15 protein-coding genes and 3 rRNA genes are annotated in these 19,917 nt (G+C 45.8%); 3 read left to right on the top strand and 15 right to left on the bottom strand.

Annotated features, from left to right (window positions below):
- Positions 1-208 precede the first annotated feature (208 nt).
- On the bottom strand, positions 209-643 hold the full coding sequence (locus NSQ68_RS03975) for a universal stress protein (protein ID WP_342428029.1): 435 nt from the start codon (positions 641-643) through the stop codon (positions 209-211).
- Positions 644-793: 150 nt separating this feature from the next.
- Positions 794-1,057, bottom strand: coding sequence for a DUF1294 domain-containing protein (locus NSQ68_RS03970; protein WP_025719814.1), 264 nt, complete (start codon positions 1,055-1,057; stop codon positions 794-796).
- Between the two features lie 195 nt (positions 1,058-1,252).
- Here NSQ68_RS03970 and NSQ68_RS03965 point away from each other — a divergent pair, with 195 nt between their 5' ends.
- Positions 1,253-1,381 carry a DUF4023 family protein gene (locus NSQ68_RS03965; RefSeq protein WP_013369463.1) on the top strand — a complete coding sequence of 43 codons (129 nt, stop codon included), beginning with the start codon at positions 1,253-1,255 and terminating at the stop codon, positions 1,379-1,381.
- Positions 1,382-1,795: 414 nt separating this feature from the next.
- The gene (locus NSQ68_RS03960) at positions 1,796-2,956 is read left to right on the top strand and encodes a type II asparaginase (protein ID WP_307354044.1); all 1,161 of its coding nucleotides are present in this window, start codon (positions 1,796-1,798) and stop codon (positions 2,954-2,956) included.
- A gap of 183 nt (positions 2,957-3,139) precedes the next feature.
- On the opposite strand, the gene NSQ68_RS03955 is transcribed toward NSQ68_RS03960, so the two are convergent.
- From NSQ68_RS03955 to NSQ68_RS03900, 12 genes are all read right to left on the bottom strand, one after another.
- A complete protein-coding gene (locus NSQ68_RS03955; protein WP_016819760.1) occupies positions 3,140-3,277 on the bottom strand; it encodes a hypothetical protein in 138 nt (45 codons plus the stop codon).
- Positions 3,278-3,375: 98 nt separating this feature from the next.
- Positions 3,376-5,511: a DNA topoisomerase III gene (locus NSQ68_RS03950; protein ID WP_342428028.1), complete on the bottom strand. Its 2,136-nt coding sequence runs from the start codon at positions 5,509-5,511 to the stop codon at positions 3,376-3,378.
- Between the two features lie 119 nt (positions 5,512-5,630).
- On the bottom strand, positions 5,631-6,626 hold the full coding sequence (locus tag NSQ68_RS03945) for a ketoacyl-ACP synthase III (protein WP_342428027.1): 996 nt from the start codon (positions 6,624-6,626) through the stop codon (positions 5,631-5,633).
- 214 nt (positions 6,627-6,840) lie between these two features.
- Positions 6,841-6,957 (bottom strand): 5S ribosomal RNA (rrf, locus tag NSQ68_RS03940).
- A 149-nt stretch (positions 6,958-7,106) separates the two neighbouring features.
- A 23S ribosomal RNA gene (locus NSQ68_RS03935) occupies positions 7,107-10,051 on the bottom strand.
- 301 nt (positions 10,052-10,352) lie between these two features.
- Positions 10,353-11,908: ribosomal RNA gene (locus NSQ68_RS03930) — 16S ribosomal RNA — on the bottom strand.
- Together the 16S, 23S and 5S rRNA genes form the textbook arrangement of a ribosomal RNA operon.
- A 451-nt stretch (positions 11,909-12,359) precedes the next feature.
- Positions 12,360-13,730: an NCS2 family permease gene (locus tag NSQ68_RS03925; RefSeq protein WP_023987039.1), complete on the bottom strand. Its 1,371-nt coding sequence runs from the start codon at positions 13,728-13,730 to the stop codon at positions 12,360-12,362.
- A 222-nt stretch (positions 13,731-13,952) separates the two neighbouring features.
- Positions 13,953-14,342 (bottom strand): hypothetical protein, encoded by a 390-nt coding sequence (locus NSQ68_RS03920; RefSeq protein ID WP_342428026.1) that lies wholly within the window; start codon positions 14,340-14,342, stop codon positions 13,953-13,955.
- A gap of 40 nt (positions 14,343-14,382) precedes the next feature.
- A complete protein-coding gene (locus tag NSQ68_RS03915) occupies positions 14,383-15,321 on the bottom strand; it encodes an NADP-dependent oxidoreductase (protein WP_342428025.1) in 939 nt (312 codons plus the stop codon).
- Between the two features lie 22 nt (positions 15,322-15,343).
- Positions 15,344-15,814: a MarR family transcriptional regulator gene (locus NSQ68_RS03910; RefSeq protein WP_342428024.1), complete on the bottom strand. Its 471-nt coding sequence runs from the start codon at positions 15,812-15,814 to the stop codon at positions 15,344-15,346.
- A gap of 160 nt (positions 15,815-15,974) precedes the next feature.
- Complete coding sequence (locus NSQ68_RS03905; RefSeq protein ID WP_342428023.1) at positions 15,975-16,646, bottom strand: SGNH/GDSL hydrolase family protein; 672 nt, start codon at positions 16,644-16,646, stop codon at positions 15,975-15,977.
- Positions 16,647-16,667: 21 nt separating this feature from the next.
- On the bottom strand, positions 16,668-17,513 hold the full coding sequence (locus tag NSQ68_RS03900; protein WP_342428022.1) for a LysR family transcriptional regulator: 846 nt from the start codon (positions 17,511-17,513) through the stop codon (positions 16,668-16,670).
- A 130-nt stretch (positions 17,514-17,643) separates the two neighbouring features.
- Between NSQ68_RS03900 and NSQ68_RS03895 the strand changes: the two genes are divergently transcribed.
- On the top strand, positions 17,644-18,774 hold the full coding sequence (locus tag NSQ68_RS03895) for a Gfo/Idh/MocA family oxidoreductase (RefSeq protein WP_342428021.1): 1,131 nt from the start codon (positions 17,644-17,646) through the stop codon (positions 18,772-18,774).
- A 69-nt stretch (positions 18,775-18,843) separates the two neighbouring features.
- Here NSQ68_RS03895 and NSQ68_RS03890 read toward each other — a convergent pair whose 3' ends face one another.
- Positions 18,844-19,461, bottom strand: coding sequence for a Type 1 glutamine amidotransferase-like domain-containing protein (locus tag NSQ68_RS03890; protein WP_342428020.1), 618 nt, complete (start codon positions 19,459-19,461; stop codon positions 18,844-18,846).
- Between the last annotated feature and the right edge of the window lie 456 nt (positions 19,462-19,917).

Genomic DNA, 19,917 nt, shown 5'->3' with positions numbered 1-19,917 from the left:
GAAAACGAACATTACAATAATCATACAATAGAATGTTCGTGTTTGATAAAATCAACACCCTTATATACCCACTGGTCAGGACTATTGTATTACGTTTAGCTATCTATTACCTATCCTGATAACAGCGAGCGTACAGCATTCCACTGACAAAAATAAAAGTCGGCACTCCCTATACAGGCAGTAAACCGACTTTTACTTTCTTATTAAGTTATTTTACGACCAGCACAGGAATACGCGCATGCTGCACCACATTGTGGCTTACGCTCCCCAATACAAATTCACGGATACCACCTAAACCGCGGCTACCGATCACAATCACATCGAAGCCATTCTCATTGGCATAATCCAAAATGACTTCGGCTGGCGAACCTTGAATGAGCTCCACCTTGGCATCTACACCTTGCTCAGCAAGCCGCTTTTTAACTTCATCGGTAGTTTGTTCGGCCAAATCGTAATATTCTTTATTTATCGAAGCCGGAATTGGTGCCAAACCTTCGCCCATAAAAATCCGTGGAAAATCAAATGCTGTTACCACCTCAAGCTGCGAGGAAGGTGATGCCTTCACCAATTCAGCCGCCTTCAATAAAGCTTTGTTGGATGCATCCGAACCGTCATAAGCAAGCAATACTTTTGAAAATAGCATAATACGCACCTCTTCCGAATTCAGTTTGTTAAAGCAAAAACCTGTAATTATGTATTCCTGTAGTTGTTCACTTCATTACACCATGTGGTGGCCGAGAATAGTCTTCTCAATCCTCATTAAACTTCCCTGTGAGAAGCTAAACTCCCAACCTTACCGTAAAAAATATCCATAGAGCAATGCGTTCATGAATAGCAACGCAGGAATACCTAATCTGAAACTCATATGCCGTGTTTTATGGCGTTTACGGTACATGGCAATTAGCACGCCTAAGGCTCCCCCGATCAGGGCCAGGAAAAACAACGTCCGTTCAGGTACACGATCACGATGTTTACGTGCTCTCTTTTTATCTTCCGACATTACCAGATAGCCTACTGCATTGATAAACAGCAGCCATACCAACAAGCCTGTCTGCAATGTCTCTCCTCCTTTTGCACACCGTACCAAGTTCAGGTATTAGGCCTTATATAGCGTTCTCTCCCTCATTATAACCCCACCCCTTTTACAGAAACAACGCCTCCCTTGACTTGGATAGCGTTTTTGCGGAAATAGTAAGGTAGCATAAGGGCGATCCCCGAGTGCATCTATTTCGTCTTAAAGGAGGGAACTGCGATGGAAAGCACCCATGAATACGTTGAAAAGCTGCGAGAAAATGCAAAAAAGGCAGAACGCAACCGCAAACAAGGAAAAGGAACTCCCAGCGCCAGCTTGCCGACAAAACAGCATAGCAAAAACCCCTGATCATGGGATCTATATTCAGCTGTAGAACCACGTTATTAACGTAAAATATCAACTTTACCTTGTCCTTCTCATTGAATGACGTTAAAGGTAAACTCAGTTGTTCACCCTTCAACAAAAACAACAAGCGGACCTCTTACGGATTTCTGCTTGTTGTTTTGTTTTTGCAAATATTTTTTATTCTGCCGGGGTCTTTACCTTAAACAACCGACTGTTCATCTTACTACATACACCTAGCATACATAATAAAGCGATTACATTTATAATAAATAAGTTCTAAAGTCATATTTCCTGACATAAGTGTTGACTAAAAACAATTCCACACCCTATAATTCGTGATATTAACTAATTCGACAAAATATTTGTCAGTTAATCTATCATTAATATTAGAGGTTTAAGATTGGAGAGGAGCTTTATATGACTAACATGAAAAAAATGACGATGGTTCCCCTGTTGGCTAGCTTTATTCTCGGTAGTACCTTATGGAGTGGTGGATTTACCGCCAACGCTGCGGCAGCAGCTACAACCAGCACAACTGCAACTGCATCTACCACTACAACTTCGGACAAATCCGAAAATCCTCAAACCAATCATTTACCCAATATTAAAATACTTGCCACAGGAGGAACCATTGCAGGATCATCTTCCGTCAACACGGATACAACCGGTTACAAAGCAGGCGCGTTAGGTGTTGAAACCTTGATCAATGCCGTTCCTGAGATGAAAAGTATTGCAAATGTCAGTGGTGAGCAAGTTGTTAATGTAGGTAGCCCTGATGTTAATAATGAAATTCTCTTAAAACTTGCCAAACGTACCAATGAACTGCTTGCCAGAGACGATGTAGACGGGATTGTCATTACACATGGTACAGATACATTAGAAGAAACAGCTTATTTCCTCAATCTTGTTATCAAAAGCGATAAGCCAGTAGTTGTCGTTGGCTCCATGCGTCCAGCTACTGCCATCAGTGCCGATGGTCCCTTCAACCTCTATAATGCAGTGAAAGTCGCCGGGACTTCGGCCTCTAAAGGTCAGGGTGTACTCGTCCTGTTGAACGACCGTATCGGTGCAGCAAGATACATTACCAAAACAAACACAACAGCAGTCGATACGTTCAAGTCTGTAGAACAGGGATACCTTGGAGCTGTTGTGGGTGATCAAGTGTACTACTACAACAAATCCACACACAAGCATACGACTTCTTCTGTATTCGACATCTCTAACCTGACCCAACTACCGCAAGTAGATATTTTATACGAATATCAAAACAATGGTCGCTATCTGTATGATGCAGCCGTAGTAGCTGGTGCCAAGGGTATTGTCGTAGCTGGTTCCGGTAATGGTTCCTTGTCCAAGACCTCCTCAGAAGGCGCAGAGGCCGCAGGTAAAAAAGGAGTTATCATTGCCCGCTCCAGCCGCGTAGGTAGTGGAGTTGTGTCCCCATCAACAAAAGATGCGGCATCGAACTTTGTGTCGACCGATTCGCTTAATCCGCAAAAAGCACGGATTTTGCTCATGCTTGCTTTGACCCAAACACACGATGTTAACCAAATTCAATCCTTCTTTAATGAATACTAAGAGCATTTATCCCAAATCAAATAAATACAACATTCTTATTATGAAAAAGAAGCAGCAGTTACGGTTGACCACCGTAACTGCTGCTTCTTTTTTTGCAAGACAAGTCTAGCATTAATAACTACTTCATCTAATATCCAATCGTCTTGGTTCTATACAGTAATTCGTCGTCCCTCCCACACAGCATCAAGACTGCTGTTTGGGAATCCCATTCAAGCTTGGAGGATATTTCGCTTGCTTCTCTGGATGAGCAGCAATTTCCTCCTCCAGTATGCTTGATTTATTTTGCTGATTATTGATTTTAAGCGGTTTATGTTTGGGCATAAATACTCACCTCCTCGGATTACCATGCCAAGGAGTGATCGTTTTTATACCGACGTGTACCTGCTGATTATGTTGACTGCAGCACTTATGGTCATCTGTTATTTGCCCTGCTTTTGTTCCATCGCTGCTTTTAGCAAATCACCCAAACTGGAGCCAAAAGATTCCTGCTTTTCAAATTGTCTTACTAACTTTTGCTGTTCCCGTTTGTTTACCCGTTGCTTATCCTTATCCAACGTCTCGGTAATTCCGCAGGGCAGGCATCTTACATACAATCCTGCTTTGCCCTCTTTCATTTCCATTTTCTTATGACACTGCGGACAACGTCGATTGGACAAACGTTTTTCCCCTGAACGACGGTAACCGCAATCCGCACTTGGACATACAAGGAACTTGCCTTTCTTGCCCTTCTTCTCCAATAGCTTTGTACCACAATCCGGACAATGACTATTCGTCACATTATGAGGCTTGTACTCCGCACTGCTATTTTTCACAGTGGAAACCAGCTCTTTCGCCATAGCACGAATAGAATTCAAAAACGGTTCCGGTTGTCCTTGACCACGAGCAATCCGTTCTAGCTCCGCTTCCCAACGTGCCGTCAGCTCAGGTGTTCGAAGCTGTGGAGCTGCCAGTTCAATCAGTTGTTTACCTTTCCCGGTTGGATGCATCACGTTCCCCTGACGCTCAATCGTATCCGAGCTGACAAGCTTTTCAATCAGATCGGCACGAGTAGCAGGAGTACCCAGTCCATGCTTTTCCATCTGAGCGAGTAGGGCTGCTTCTGTATACCGCTTCGGAGGCATCGTTCGCCCAGCTCGCACAAGACAACGCTGCAATCGGACAGAGTCTCCCTTTTGCAGCTCCGGTAAAATAACGCCTCGTCCATTGTTTTCCCGATCCTCTGCTTCCTCATCATCCATATCATAATGGTTTGCGTCATATACAGCACGCCATCCGCTATCTTTTACCGTTGTGCCTTTTACCTGAAACGTCTCCTGCTCCACCACTACTGATACAGCTACAGCATCATAACGTGCAGGTGGATAGAATAGACTGATAAAACGTCGTGCAATCAGATCATACAGCTTACGTTCCTCCGGGCTCAACTGATTAAGCAATAATGTCTGCTCAGTAGGAATAATCGCATGATGATCCGTGACTTTACTGTCATCCACAATTCGCTTTGTGATGGGAAGGTTATTACGCAATAGCGGACGTGCCAAGGAAGCATATGGACCTACTGCTACACTACTGAGCCTTTCCTTAAGTGTGTCCACCATATCGGATGTCAGATAACGGCTGTCCGTACGTGGATAGGTCACAAGCTTATGCTGTTCATACAGACGCTGAAGCAGATTAGACGTCTGTTTGGCCGAAAAGCCGTAGCGCTGATTAGCATCTCTTTGCAGCTCCGTTAAATCATACGCTAGCGGGTGAGGCTCGTTCTTTTCGCTCTTTTTAACACTCGCAACTGTGCCTTTGACCCCCTCAAGCCTACGGCGCAAAGCCTCTGCTTGAGTACGGTCAAACATGCGTGAATCCCCGTTTTCTGCTCGCCAAGTTGCCTGAAAATCCCCGAAATCCGCGGTCAAAGTATCATATTCCTGAGAACGGAATTCGGTAATTTCTTTCTCACGCTCCATAATCATCCCCAGCGTTGGTGTCTGCACTCTTCCAGCCGAAAGTTGGGCGTTATAACGACAAGTCAACGCGCGAGTTACATTGAGACCAATCATCCAGTCTGCTTCAGCTCTACAGCGAGCCGATTCATATAAACGATCAAACTGCTGGCCCGGCAATAGCTTTGCGAAACCTGCCTTAATCGCCTTGTCCGTCTGCGAGGAGATCCATAAGCGTCGGAAGGGCTTTTTCCAGTTTGCCATTTGGATGATCCAGCGTGCCAATAATTCTCCTTCACGAGCAGCATCTGTTGCCACGATAAGCTCTCCAATGTCCTGCCGCTTCATGAGCTGCTGTACAGCTTTGAACTGATGATTACTTTCGCGCAGTACCTTTAACTTCGAACTCTTCGGAAGAATAGGCAGGTCCTCTAAATTCCAGGTCGCATACTTAGAATCGTAATCCTCCGGCTCTGCTAAGCCGACCAAATGTCCCAGTGCCCACGTCACCACATACTGGGGTCCTTCTATATAACTTTTATGCTTCTCGCGGCTACCCATCACACGTGCAATCTCTCTGGCCACGGACGGTTTTTCTGCCAATACCAATACTTTCATGTTACGCTCCTTTCTCTCATAGTGTTAATTATACCATCCTACCATCTTACGATATATTCTAATGCCAACGGCTCTTATTAACATGATCGTACATGCTATTGCTATTGCATCTACATGGGTTACTTTAAATCAGGCACACTCCATTTTAATAGCAAACCCGCATAGGTGAGGCCTCCCCCAAATCCATATAACAACACATGTTGTCCATACCGTAAACGTCCATCATCCAAACCACACTGCAAAGCCAACGGGATGGATGCCGCCGATGTATTACCATACAATTCTACGCTTGTCAGCGTTTTTTCCAAAGGTACTGTACTTCTTTCACATATGGACTCGATCATTCTCAAATTAGCGCTATGAGGTACAAACCAGTCAAGATCCTCCTTCTTCATATTTGCCTTATCCAATAATCGTTCGATTCCAGTTGGAACAGAGCGAACAGCCCATTTATAAACCTCACGTCCATTCTGCGCAATAAATCCATGGTCTTGCAGCTTCTCCCCATTTAAATGATCAGATAGTCCCACACGGTAAAGATGTGCTCCCCCATGCCCATAAGTACCTATATCTGAAGTTAAAAATGATCCCTCATCCTCGTCATATTCAACAAGCGCAACTCCTGCACCATCTCCAAAAAGTATACACGTCGTCCGATCCGTATAATCTGTAATTTTGGACAACGTTTCGGCTCCCACTACTAGCACCTTACGATGCAGACCACCCGTAATAAGACCATTTGCCAAATGAAGTCCATAGGAAAAACCTGCACATGCTGCACTAATATCCATTGACCCTGTATTCGGAATATCAAAATGAGCCTGAATACGTGAAGCCGTGCTCGGAAAGTAGTAATCAGGTGTACTAGTCGCTACAATGATCATCTCAACATCGTTTATATTTACGTCATACAGGTTAATCATGCGTGTAATAGCTTGTATACATAAATCAGATACATATTGATCTTCAGCCGCAATGCGTCTTTCACGCATGCCCGTTCTTTGTACAATCCATTCGTCACTAGTATCTACAAGCTTCTCCAAGTCGGCGTTCGTCAAAATGCGTTCAGGTACATAAGTGCCAAAGGCCGTAAGCTTAGCTTTTGAATTCAACAATCTGATCACTCTCCTTTATAATTCTTATTCACATTATAACACCAGATACTAATACCTGGTACTAAATTATTTTAAAACCGTCTTCTTATTACTAGTTAATATCCACTTATCCAGTTAAACTTATAACAAACTCACTTTAAATAAAATCCCTTTGCCTTATAACGCAAAAAAAGAGACCATGATCTTATAAAGATCATGGTCTCTTTTGCTTGTTGCTTGGCGACGTCCTACTCTCCCAGGACCCTGCGGTCCAAGTACCATCGGCGCTGGAGGGCTTAACGGTCGTGTTCGGGATGGGTACGTGTGGAACCCCTCCGCTATCGCCACCAAACATGAATTTGCTACGCAAATTCTTCCGTATTGAAACTCGGTTCATCACAGCTGTGTGAATGAATTTCAATGCGTATTTCGTATGTATTTCTACATACCTTCAAGGTTACACCCTGAAAACTGGATCCGAAACTCATTTGCGTTTTATCTTAGGATAAGCCCTCGACCGATTAGTATTGGTCAGCTCCATGCATTACTGCACTTCCACCCCCAACCTATCTACCTCGTCGTCTTCAAGGGGTCTTACATACTGGGAAATCTCATCTTGAGGGGGGCTTCACGCTTAGATGCTTTCAGCGCTTATCCCTTCCGTACATAGCTACCCAGCGGTGCTCCTGGCGGAACAACTGGTACACCAGCGGTACGTCCATCCCGGTCCTCTCGTACTAAGGACAGCTCCTCTCAAATTTCCTACGCCCACGACAGATAGGGACCGAACTGTCTCACGACGTTCTGAACCCAGCTCGCGTACCGCTTTAATGGGCGAACAGCCCAACCCTTGGGACCTACTTCAGCCCCAGGATGCGATGAGCCGACATCGAGGTGCCAAACCTCCCCGTCGATGTGGACTCTTGGGGGAGATAAGCCTGTTATCCCCAGGGTAGCTTTTATCCGTTGAGCGATGGCCCTTCCATGCGGTACCACCGGATCACTAAGCCCGACTTTCGTCCCTGCTCGACTTGTAGGTCTCGCAGTCAAGCTCCCTTCTGCCTTTGCACTCTTCGAATGATTTCCAACCATTCTGAGGGAACCTTGGGGCGCCTCCGTTACTCTTTAGGAGGCGACCGCCCCAGTCAAACTGCCCACCTGACACTGTCCTCGCACCGGATTACGGTACCAAGTTAGAACCTAGATACGATCAGGGTGGTATCCCAAGGATGCCTCCCCTCAAGCTGGCGCTCAAGGCTCAACGGCTCCCACCTATCCTGTACAGATCGTACCCAAATTCAATATCAAGCTGCAGTAAAGCTCCATGGGGTCTTTCCGTCTTGTCGCGGGTAACCTGCATCTTCACAGGTATTAAAATTTCACCGGATCTCTCGTTGAGACAGCGCCCAAGTCGTTACGCCATTCGTGCGGGTCAGAATTTACCTGACAAGGAATTTCGCTACCTTAGGACCGTTATAGTTACGGCCGCCGTTTACTGGGGCTTCGGTTCATAGCTTCGCCCGAAGGCTTACCACTCCCCTTAACCTTCCAGCACCGGGCAGGCGTCAGCCCGTATACTTCGCCTTGCGGCTTCGCACAGACCTGTGTTTTTGCTAAACAGTCGCTTGGGCCTTTTCACTGCGGCCCCCTCGGGCTATTCACCCTACCGAGGCACCCCTTCTCCCGAAGTTACGGGGTCATTTTGCCGAGTTCCTTAACGAGAGTTCTTCCGCGCGCCTTAGAATTCTCTTCTCGCCTACCTGTGTCGGTTTGCGGTACGGGCACCTTCTCCTGGCTAGAGGCTTTTCTTGGCAGTCTGAGATCATGACCTTCGCTACTACAATTTTCGCTCCCCATCACAGCCCAGCCTTACGATGTGCGGATTTGCCTACACACCAGCCTCACTGCTTAGACGGACATCCATCAGTCCGCGTCACTACCCTACTGCGTCACCCCATCGCTCATAACGGATTACGGTGGTACAGGAATTTCGACCTGTTGTCCTTCGACTACGCCTATCGGCCTCGCCTTAGGTCCCGACTTACCCTGAGCGGACGAACCTTCCTCAGGAACCCTTAGGCTTTCGGCGGATCTGATTCTCACAGATCTTTTCGTTACTCATACCGGCATTCTCACTTGAATGCAGTCCAGCGCTCCTTACGGTACACCTTCAACCCGCATTCAACGCTCCCCTACCCCTGATGCAAGCATCAAGCCATAGCTTCGGTGGTGTGTTTAGCCCCGTTACATTTTCGGCGCAGAGTCACTCGACCAGTGAGCTATTACGCACTCTTTCAATGGTGGCTGCTTCTAAGCCAACATCCTGGTTGTCTGTGCAACTCCACATCCTTTCCCACTTAACACACACTTGGGGACCTTAGCTGATGGTCTGGGCTGTTTCCCTTTCGACAATGGATCTTAGCACTCACTGTCTGACTCCCGGAACTAAATCTATGGCATTCGGAGTTTGACTGAGCTTGGTAACCCTTGCGGGCCCCGCACCCAATCAGTGCTCTACCTCCACGATTCTTCTTTCCGAGGCTAGCCCTAAAGCTATTTCGGGGAGAACCAGCTATCTCCGGGTTCGATTGGAATTTCTCCGCTACCCCCACCTCATCCCCGCATTTTTCAACATGCGTGGGTTCGGGCCTCCAGTGCGTGTTACCGCACCTTCACCCTGGACAGGGGTAGATCACCCGGTTTCGGGTCTACGTCCACGTACTCATTCGCCCTATTCAGACTCGCTTTCGCTGCGGCTTCAGCTCTTCACCTTAACCTTGCACGGGAACGTAACTCGCCGGTTCATTCTACAAAAGGCACGCCATCACCCGTGATTTTTCCAAAGGAAAATATCATAGGGCTCTGACTTCTTGTAAGCACACGGTTTCAGGATCTATTTCACTCCCCTTCCGGGGTGCTTTTCACCTTTCCCTCACGGTACTGCTTCACTATCGGTCGCCAGGGAGTATTTAGCCTTGGCAGATGGTCCTGCCGGATTCATACGGGGTTTCACGTGCCCCGCACTACTCGGGATCCGTCTCGGAGGGAACAAGTTTTGAACTACAGGGCTTTTACCTTCTCTGGCGGGCCTTTCCAGACCTCTTCATCTAACCGGTTCCTTTGTAACTCCATGTGAGACGTCCCACAACCCCAAGGAGCAAGCTCCTTGGTTTGGGCTAATCCGCGTTCGCTCGCCGCTACTGACGGAATCACTATTGTTTTCTCTTCCTCAGGGTACTTAGATGTTTCAGTTCCCCTGGTCTGCCTCTCACTCACCTATGAATTCAGTGAGTAGTGACTGTCGATGAAGACAGCCGGGTTTCCCCATTCGGACATCCCCGGATCAAAGCTTGCTTACAGCTCCCCGAGGCCTTATCGTTGTTCGCCACGTCCTTCGTCGGCTCCTGGCGCCTAGGCATCCTCCGTGTGCTCTTTGTAGCTTAACCTAGTATTTACATCGTAAATACGATTTGCTTTGAATTTCGGTTCAACACTCACGTGTGAAGGAAATTCAAGGCAGCTACCTTTATTTCACTTGTTTACACAAGATCAGCTTAAAGGAATATTCTAAAACGCAATTTCGTTTCGGTATCCAGTTTTCAAGGTGCAAAGCTGTAAATAACCAGCTTCTTTTGAGAGTTTGAGCTCTCAAAACTGAGCAACGAGTGAGTAACAGGCCTAAACCTGAGTTTTGAAGCTTACGCTTCATATTTGAATGTTTCCATTGCAGGAAACGATTCTCCATAGAAAGGAGGTGATCCAGCCGCACCTTCCGATACGGCTACCTTGTTACGACTTCACCCCAATCATCTACCCCACCTTCGGCGGCTGGCTCCCTTGCGGGTTACCCCACCGACTTCGGGTGTTGTAAACTCTCGTGGTGTGACGGGCGGTGTGTACAAGACCCGGGAACGTATTCACCGCGGCATGCTGATCCGCGATTACTAGCAATTCCGACTTCATGTAGGCGAGTTGCAGCCTACAATCCGAACTGAGACCGGCTTTTCTAGGATTGGCTCCACCTCGCGATTTCGCTTCCCGTTGTACCGGCCATTGTAGTACGTGTGTAGCCCAGGTCATAAGGGGCATGATGATTTGACGTCATCCCCACCTTCCTCCGGTTTGTCACCGGCAGTCTGCTTAGAGTGCCCAGCTTGACCTGCTGGCAACTAAGCATAAGGGTTGCGCTCGTTGCGGGACTTAACCCAACATCTCACGACACGAGCTGACGACAACCATGCACCACCTGTCTCCTCTGTCCCGAAGGAAAGGTCTATCTCTAGACCGGTCAGAGGGATGTCAAGACCTGGTAAGGTTCTTCGCGTTGCTTCGAATTAAACCACATACTCCACTGCTTGTGCGGGTCCCCGTCAATTCCTTTGAGTTTCAGTCTTGCGACCGTACTCCCCAGGCGGAATGCTTAATGTGTTAACTTCGGCACCAAGGGTATCGAAACCCCTAACACCTAGCATTCATCGTTTACGGCGTGGACTACCAGGGTATCTAATCCTGTTTGCTCCCCACGCTTTCGCGCCTCAGCGTCAGTTACAGCCCAGAGAGTCGCCTTCGCCACTGGTGTTCCTCCACATCTCTACGCATTTCACCGCTACACGTGGAATTCCACTCTCCTCTTCTGCACTCAAGCTCCCCAGTTTCCAGTGCGACCCGAAGTTGAGCCTCGGGATTAAACACCAGACTTAAAGAGCCGCCTGCGCGCGCTTTACGCCCAATAATTCCGGACAACGCTTGCCCCCTACGTATTACCGCGGCTGCTGGCACGTAGTTAGCCGGGGCTTTCTTCTCAGGTACCGTCACTCTTGTAGCAGTTACTCTACAAGACGTTCTTCCCTGGCAACAGAGCTTTACGATCCGAAAACCTTCATCACTCACGCGGCGTTGCTCCGTCAGGCTTTCGCCCATTGCGGAAGATTCCCTACTGCTGCCTCCCGTAGGAGTCTGGGCCGTGTCTCAGTCCCAGTGTGGCCGATCACCCTCTCAGGTCGGCTACGCATCGTCGCCTTGGTAGGCCTTTACCCCACCAACTAGCTAATGCGCCGCAGGCCCATCCACAAGTGACAGATTGCTCCGTCTTTCCTCCTTCGCCCATGCAGGAAAAGGATGTATCGGGTATTAGCTACCGTTTCCGGTAGTTATCCCTGTCTTGTGGGCAGGTTGCCTACGTGTTACTCACCCGTCCGCCGCTAGGTTATGTAGAAGCAAGCTTCTACATAACCCCGCTCGACTTGCATGTATTAGGCACGCCGCCAGCGTTCGTCCTGAGCCAGGATCAAACTCTCCATTAAAGACCAACCGAAGTTGGTTTATCGAAAGAGCGATAAGCTCATTTTGAAACTGACGAGATAAAATATCTCTTGTTTGATTTTGCGAACAAAATCGTTTTACTCACTCGTTGTTCAGTTTTCAAAGATCAAACATTCTTTATCCATTGATTCAGCTTGTCGCCTCGTCAACTCTTATAATATATCATGTCCGAACCAACTTTGCAAGCATTTTTTTTAAAATCTTTTTTGTAACACTCGCTCGCAATCTTGTATTTCTTGGCCGGAATTAGAATATACCATATGCATATCCTTTTTGCAAGCATTTATTAGATAAGATCACAATCCTTTATTTATTATTCGTTTTCCTTCTATATAATAGTCCCTTTGTATCTACCCGCCCTAACTACAAAAAAAAAAAAGAACCTCCTCCCTTAAGCAACAGGAAAGAGGTTCTGTATTCTATATCTACTAATTACTCAGAGCCCATAAAGGCAAAGCGGATCACTACAATAATAGCAAGCACCCACATGAGCCAGTGAATTTTAACTTTATTGCTGGTAAATAGATTACTGAAGACAGCCAGCACAACGTAAGACAGAATACCAGCAGAGATACCATTCGCGATTCCACCTGTGAAAGGCATTAGCACGATGGTCAAAAATGCAGGAAACGCCAACAGGAAGTTGTCCCAGTCGATGTTGCGAACCTGACTCATCATTAGGACCCCAACGATAATCAGAGCTGGAGCAGTAGCGGCAGAAGGCACAACCAGAGCCAACGGTGCAATAAACAGGGCCAACAAGAACAGAACACCTGTCGTTACAGCAGTCAGTCCGGTACGTCCGCCTTCTTCTACCCCTGCGGAGCTTTCTACGAATGCTGTAATCGTACTTGTACCCAATACTGCACCAGTACTTACGCCAACAGCATCCACCAGCATCGCTTTACCGATAATTTTCTCGCCTTTTTTCTTATCTTTCATTATACCCGCGCGTGTAGCTGTACCTACCAAGGTACCGAACGTATCAAACAACTCTACAAATGTGAAAATGAAAATGATATCAAACAGACCAATATGCAAAGCTGCTTTCAAGTCTAACTGGCCTACAGCCAAATTACTGAAATCAGGAATCCAGTTGCCTGTTGTCAAGCTACTCAGATTCGTTACTCCCATCGGAATACCGATTAATGTAGTAGCTACGATCCCAATCAGCAATGCACCTTTGACCCGAACGACCATCAGTGCTGCGATAATAAGCAATCCGATTAGGGCCAGCAGTGCATCCTTTTGATGTACCAGACTTCCCAAAATCAAATTAAAAGCATGACCCGGAACCGGCTGACCAACATCTGTCCCTGGAACGATACTCACCATAACCAGATTACAAAGCTTGAAGCCGACAATCGTAATAAACAAACCGATACCTACTGTAATAGCTGTCTTTAAATTTTCCGGAACCGCAACAAGCAGCATCTGTCTTACTCGTGTCACGGTTAAAATCAGAAAGACGATACCGGATATAAATACAGCGCCAAGTGCCGCTTGCCAAGTAATCATACCATTGGAACTCAGGACTACAGTCATAAAATAAGCATTCAAGCCCATACCCGGCGCCATGCCGATCGGCACATTAACGAATAACCCCATCAGGATGGTAACCAAACCTGCACCTACCGCCGTCGCAAAAAAGACAGCTTCACTGGGCATACCTGCTCCAGTCGGACCTAAAAAGGTATTGTTGACCACCAAAATATAAGCCATGGTCATAAAAGTAGTAATCCCCGCTATAATTTCTGTGCGGACGTTCGTGCCATGTTCCTTTAATTTAAAGAAACGCTCCATGAGTCGTAATTCCTCCTACGCAAAGCATACTCGTATTGTTGTCGTTCATTTGAAGTAATATTCGCATTCAATGCGCTATATTATTACATTCGTTATTTTAGGCTCTCACCTACTGCTTGTCAACAGAAAAAGCGAATGTTACAAATTGAACACATATGTATTGTTCGGAAAACAGAAAACCCGCAAGCTATTATGCAGCTGACGGGTTATCATTTAGAGGAATCAGATTTTTTTGTACTTATCAAAGGCATTCGCTGTGTCCGGTATATTTTCCAGATAAATGATCTTACCTTCCTCATCCAGCCGGGCTTTGTCCACTCCAGTAAGTGTATAAACTTCACCTGTTGCTTTTTTACCACACACTGCCCATTTGGTTTGATAGGTATCAGGTTCTCTGGGTACAGGTTTCCAACCTTCATACATATGCTTGATTTCGAGCGATCCCTCAAAAAACATATTCAAGAAGCTTTTCCAACTGTTCATACCTTGTTTTCGATCACCATTTAATACAAACTCAATCTTCTCAGAAAAAAGGTTAATTAATCGTTCTCTACTCTGCTCGTCATCTTTTGCTAAATCATAGTAGTGAAAATAATCTTCTAAGATCTTCATCGCGTACAATTCCTTTCGTGCTGTATATGAGTATGCGTCCTTATGAGAAGGTTATTGCAATTTTACCGACAGCGTGGTAGGTTTCACTTAAAGCGTGTGCGTCATACAAACCTTTTTGCGAAAAAGGAAACGTAGCTCCTACCACTGATCTTACTTTCTTCTGTTCCAACAGATTGGCAATTTCCTGCAGTTGCTGTCCGTTAGGCTCCAGCCATATATTTTTGGCCGTTACGTCGTACTCCTTCACCAGCGCTTCGTCAAAATTACTGACAATGGATATGATTCGTCCGGTATGCTTTTTTATTACTTTGAAGCTATTCCTCTGAACATCCCCGCCCATCGTGTCGAACACCACGTCCACATCAGATAAAACTTCCTCAAAACGAGTTGTACGATAGTCAATGATTTGATCAGCTCCCAATGAAGCAAGCAGTTCATGATTACGCTCACTGGCTGTCGTAATGACATAGGCTCCGGCTTGTTTGGCAAACTGAATAGCAAACATGCCTACGCCACCTGCACCTGCATGGATTAATACTTTTTCCCCTTTGGCCAGTTGACCATGTGTAAAGAGCGCCTGCCAAGCAGTCAAACCCGCCAAAGGTACAGAAGCGGCTTCCTCCCAAGAAATGGAGGCAGGTTTACGTGCCAGCAGGTGTTCATCCACCAAGGTATACTCGGCATAAGTACCGAACCGGGTAGTGTCCGGGCGCGCAAACACTTCATCTCCTACTTTCCAATCGGTGACCTCGCTGCCTACTTCCGAAATAGTGCCGGCGACATCCCAGCCTAAAATAATCGGGAACTCCCAATCCATCATTTGTTTTAAGTAACCTTCACGCAGCTTCCAGTCAATTGGATTGATGGAGGTAGCCGCCACTTTGACTACAACCTGGTGAGTCTGTGGTGTAGGAGTAGGCACTTCTCTTTCTTTCAATTCATCCTTGCTTCCATACTGATCTATAACGATGGCTTTCATATTCATTTCCTCCTCGCATATTTTATATATTTTTCACATTGCTAGACATACGTTGTAGTACATCTGTCAAAGCCACAATTTCCTCATCTGTAAAATTACATAGCAGTTTTTCCTGAAAGGCTTGTCTTTGCTCTGACAAAACTTGCAGCTCTTGAACCCCTAATTCGGTCAAACGTATATAGGTCACACGCTTATCCTGTTCTTTTTTGCTACGTAAAATCAGACCTTCCTCTTCCAGCCTTCTCAGATGTCGGGTCACTGCTGCACCATCCAGAACGAGCAGATGTTGGAGTTCCAGCTGACTTAGTTCCTGACGATGATCTATATGATACAAAATTTCGACCTTGGTAAAGCTGGTTTTTAACTGTGCTTCAAAAGCGTTATTCATTTCTTTACACAAAAGATGCATGCGATAAAACAATTGGCTTTTTTCAGAGCAATGTTCTATGACAAACCCTCCCCCTAATACTTGACCCATCAATTGATATATCAAGTATTATACACTCTCACTAAAAACAAACAAGTCCTGAGACAAGTCTATATATACAAATACTACAATTACAAAAAAATGCTCAAGCTAAACGAATAGTCTGAGCATTCTAGAATTTGTAGTTAATAGGGTCATTCGATGAAACGGTGAAATGGTCTATACATTACAGTGTATTCATAAATCCGATAATACGGGCCGCCATCCGCTCGTGGCCTGCCTGATTCGGGTGCAGGCCGTCAGGGATACCATTTTCCCCTGTAAAGTACATCTCTTTATGTACAGGCAACAGTGGTTGAATTCCAGCGATATTCCACAGATCGCAGCACGGGAAAGAATACAGTGAGGCCACTTCTCTCACGGCCTGTGCATACGCGCTATAGACTTGACCTGTGATGGCATTAGGCAGATGCTCAGGAACGGTATCACTTGATCCGTGAGGCGGGGTCAAAAAGACGATCAGCTTGTCCGGGTAACGGTTAATTAATCCTTCGGCAATATACTTGAGCGCACCATAAAACGTACGCGTTTCTATCGATGGCGTATCCAAGCTACCGAACGATATTTCCCCCATCGAAAAATCGTTTCTTCCCCCCATAAAAAAGATCACGTCCGCATGAGGGTTCATTTTCTCATAGCGCTCACACATCGGTTCAAAGCCGCCGCTGGCTACACTGCTACCGGATATGCCATGATTCTCAAAAGTTTGGAATCCTAATGCATCACTCACGAGGTGGGGGTAAGGCTTTTCTCCATCACGTAATTCATATCCAAACGTAATGCTATCTCCCAGGAATACGGCATGGCTACCTTGGTACTTGCCCTGATTATTTGTCAATCTAATTCCACTCCTACTCTATTAGATCGTATTATTGATTTCGATAAATTTATGTTCAATCGCTGTCATTTCGTGATTGGGCCGGGTTATTAAATATGTATCCATGTAGCCGAAGGTTGGAGGAGTGGGCAAATAAGATGTTACTTTGAATTGCCGCGCCAGCCTTTTGGACATAAGGGTGATTCCCATTCCCATCAAGGCAAATTCCACCATCGTATCAAACACACCGACCTCCACAACCTCGCCATGGGTCAATTGCATGTCCTGATACAACTTCTCCAATTGCGTAAGATACAGGCAACTATCCGACAATATGATAATAGAGGCTCCTTGCAGAACCTGTTTGAGGTCCGAGCCTTCATGTATGCCTTTCCCCACCAGCACCAGCTCTTCACGGCATATTTTTTGATAATGAATATACGGGTTGGTGGGATACCCTGTAACAAAAGCAATATCGAGCTCGCCGTCGAGGATCAATCGTTCCATTTCCGTGGTGGTTCCGGTTTTTAATGTAACCGAGGCCTGCGGGTACAGCTCGTATACCTTCGTAAGCGCCCTTGTTGTTTCCCCCGCAACAATGGACTGCATCGTACCGATGCGCAGCTTTTCCTCCTGCGGTCTCATTTTCATCTCCGTGTCTTGCCACAACAACAACATTTGCTTGAACTGAGCATATAGGATTTCTCCTGCAGGTGTTAGCTCCATACCACGGGGCTTTCGGTAAAATAACGCTGTGCCGTAATGGGCCTCCAGCTTCTTTATTTTGGCCGTCATATTCGATTGCAGATGATTCAGCTTTTGAGCAGCTTCTGTCAGGCTTCTCAGCTCTGCCACCGAAACAAATGCCTGCATATTTTCAATATCCACCCCTTCACCTCCCATCAAATAAAATGATACCTATATCATAAACAAGCATTATTATTTATGAGTTAAGTGTATTATATTGGCCTTGGACGCTACTTTCCACCCTCATTTAAAAATTAGGAGGTATGGCAACATGGTAATAAAGAAGATTCGTGCAGGTATCGTAGGAGGTTCGATGAATAATAAATGGGCTAGTCAAACGCATATTCCGGCTTTGCTCAAGCACCCGAACCTGGATATCACAGCCATCGGTACTTCCCGTATGGAGAGTGCACGACAAAGTGCAGATGAAGTAGGGGCGACACTGGCTTTTGATGATGCCAAAAAGCTCGCAGCTTCCGAGGATGTGGACATGGTCGTGGTGAGCGTAAAAGTTCCCCATCATTATGAGGCGGTGATGGCGGCAATTCAAGAGAGAAAGCATATTTTTTGTGAATGGCCCTTGGGGGCAAACACTGCGGAAGCTGCTGAAATGGTCAAGGCGGCGGAACTGGCAGGCATTCATCATACCGTCGGCTTGCAGGCACGGCAGGATCTTGAAGTGCAAACGATGAAAAAGTTGGTGGAGAGCGGAGAGATTGGTGAAATTCTATCCTGTCATATGCAAGTAGCTACTTCCGGCAAAGGTGGACAAGTAAATCAGGACACTGCTTATTTGCTGAACAGAGCCAATGGCGCTAATCTGCTGACGATTAACGGCGGGCATTCTCTGGATGCGCTGCAATACATCGTTGGCGAATTCCGCAAGCTATCGGCCATCACATCATCTCGCTATAACGAAGCCACCATTCAGGAAACGGGTGAAGTCATTTCCAAGGATACAGCCGACCAGATTCTGATTCACGGACTATTGGAAAAGGGAGCACCGGTATCCATTCACATTCAGGGCGGGGTGAATTCTAAGTTTGAGATAGAGATTCAGGGGAAAAAGGGCATTTTGCGTTTGACACAGAATCCTTCGCTTGGACATGTTCAATTTGGAAATCTAACGCTCGAAAAACTTGTGTACGATCCAAGCAGTACGCAGAGTCATGGTCCTAATGGAGCGTTTGAACAAATAAGTATAACTGCTGATCCTGATGGCGGCCTGGATTTCCCAAAAGAAGGGGTAACCCTGAATGTAGCCAAGGCTCATCATGTATTTGCCGAGGATATTTTGACGGATACCCGTCTCGCTCCTGATTTCAACCATGCCTTAAAGCTGCATCAGCTACTGGACCGCATTGAGGAATCGGCTTCAACCGGGAAAAAGATTGTATGGTAAGGTAGAATTATAAAAAAGAACATTCAGTACCACGATGATGTGGAATTGAATGTTCTTGATCTTTTAAAATCATGCGTTCTCGACTTTTATCCTATCACCTTCAACCAAAATAACTTCCGCGTTGCTGATTGGATATAAATTTAATTGGCTGCCATATTCCTCAATGATGCTTTCCACCGCTTTTTTAAACGGGATGTTCGTATGGTGGGGGACTGGATAGAATTCCATGATCCCGAGCGCAACAAAGGAATCCAAAGCAGGCGCCTCCTGCACATTGTCCATAAGTTGGGCATATTCGATATTCGGTGATAAAATCATCGAACCTGCCGATTCGCCTATGTATAACTTCCCTGCATTAACTTCATCAGCAATGATTTTGTCAGCCCCGGTTCTTCTTAACTCTTGAAGTAAATAAAATGTGTTACCTCCGGTAATATAAATATAGTCATTTTCTCTAATTTTACTCTCTATTTCATTCAATGGTGCTGTGCTGATTTCGATTTCATCCACGACTAATCCTAAATTCTCTAATGCCTTTTTCCCTGAATTCACATAAAGCTTAACTTTCTCTGGAATACTCGCGGTTGGGATGAAGGTGACTTTTTTTCCTTCCAGGTTTTCATCAGCGAAATGGACTAAGCATGGTGCAACATCCTTAAATGAGGACGACAGAAATAATTTTTTCATCTCTTTATTCTCCTTAGAACAGCGTTTAATGAAACGAGATATGTAACACTTTAATCTAGGTACATTATAAAATATATTAGTATCAAAACATGACACCATTAGAGCATGACATGAAAAAGAACTAAACGTTTAATTTCATACTTGATTTAAGCTATTTATAGCTTGGATCTAATAAAACCATATAAAAAAAAGGAGACATTACCATTGAATAATATCTCCTTTTTTCAGCTTCATATTCCGTTTTGCACCAACAAATGACTTCATATCCCCGTCGCATGAGGCAATGCTGTTCGCCTTTAGCTAAACCCCGTTGATTGAGGTTGCCGTACAGTAAACTTTCCCGAGCAAAGGTTCGACCTTGACCCCGTAAAAAAGACTCCAACCGCATAGCGATATTTCGCCGATGCGGAGGAGTCCTGATGTTGTATTGGTGAATCTTAAAGAGTTCGTGGTTAC

This window comes from Paenibacillus sp. FSL L8-0158 (assembly GCF_038592965.1).
GTDB lineage: Bacteria > Bacillota > Bacilli > Paenibacillales > Paenibacillaceae > Paenibacillus > Paenibacillus polymyxa_D.
The sequence above is the reverse complement of the archived record's forward strand: the minus strand, read 5'-3'. Positions and strand labels throughout refer to the sequence as shown.

Bases quoted from the DNA above. Each gene is read 5' to 3' on its own strand.
- NSQ68_RS03975 (WP_342428029.1), bottom strand. From the start codon at position 643: ATGCTATTTTCAAAAGTATTGCTTGCTTATGACGGTTCGGATGCATCC.
- NSQ68_RS03965 (WP_013369463.1), top strand. From the start codon at position 1,253: ATGGAAAGCACCCATGAATACGTTGAAAAGCTGCGAGAAAATGCAAAA.
- NSQ68_RS03960 (WP_307354044.1), top strand. From the start codon at position 1,796: ATGACTAACATGAAAAAAATGACGATGGTTCCCCTGTTGGCTAGCTTT.
- NSQ68_RS03955 (WP_016819760.1), bottom strand. From the start codon at position 3,277: ATGCCCAAACATAAACCGCTTAAAATCAATAATCAGCAAAATAAATCA.
- NSQ68_RS03950 (WP_342428028.1), bottom strand. From the start codon at position 5,511: ATGAAAGTATTGGTATTGGCAGAAAAACCGTCCGTGGCCAGAGAGATT.
- NSQ68_RS03925 (WP_023987039.1), bottom strand. From the start codon at position 13,730: ATGGAGCGTTTCTTTAAATTAAAGGAACATGGCACGAACGTCCGCACA.
- NSQ68_RS03920 (WP_342428026.1), bottom strand. From the start codon at position 14,342: ATGAAGATCTTAGAAGATTATTTTCACTACTATGATTTAGCAAAAGAT.
- NSQ68_RS03915 (WP_342428025.1), bottom strand. From the start codon at position 15,321: ATGAAAGCCATCGTTATAGATCAGTATGGAAGCAAGGATGAATTGAAA.
- NSQ68_RS03895 (WP_342428021.1), top strand. From the start codon at position 17,644: ATGGTAATAAAGAAGATTCGTGCAGGTATCGTAGGAGGTTCGATGAAT.
- NSQ68_RS03890 (WP_342428020.1), bottom strand. From the start codon at position 19,461: ATGAAAAAATTATTTCTGTCGTCCTCATTTAAGGATGTTGCACCATGC.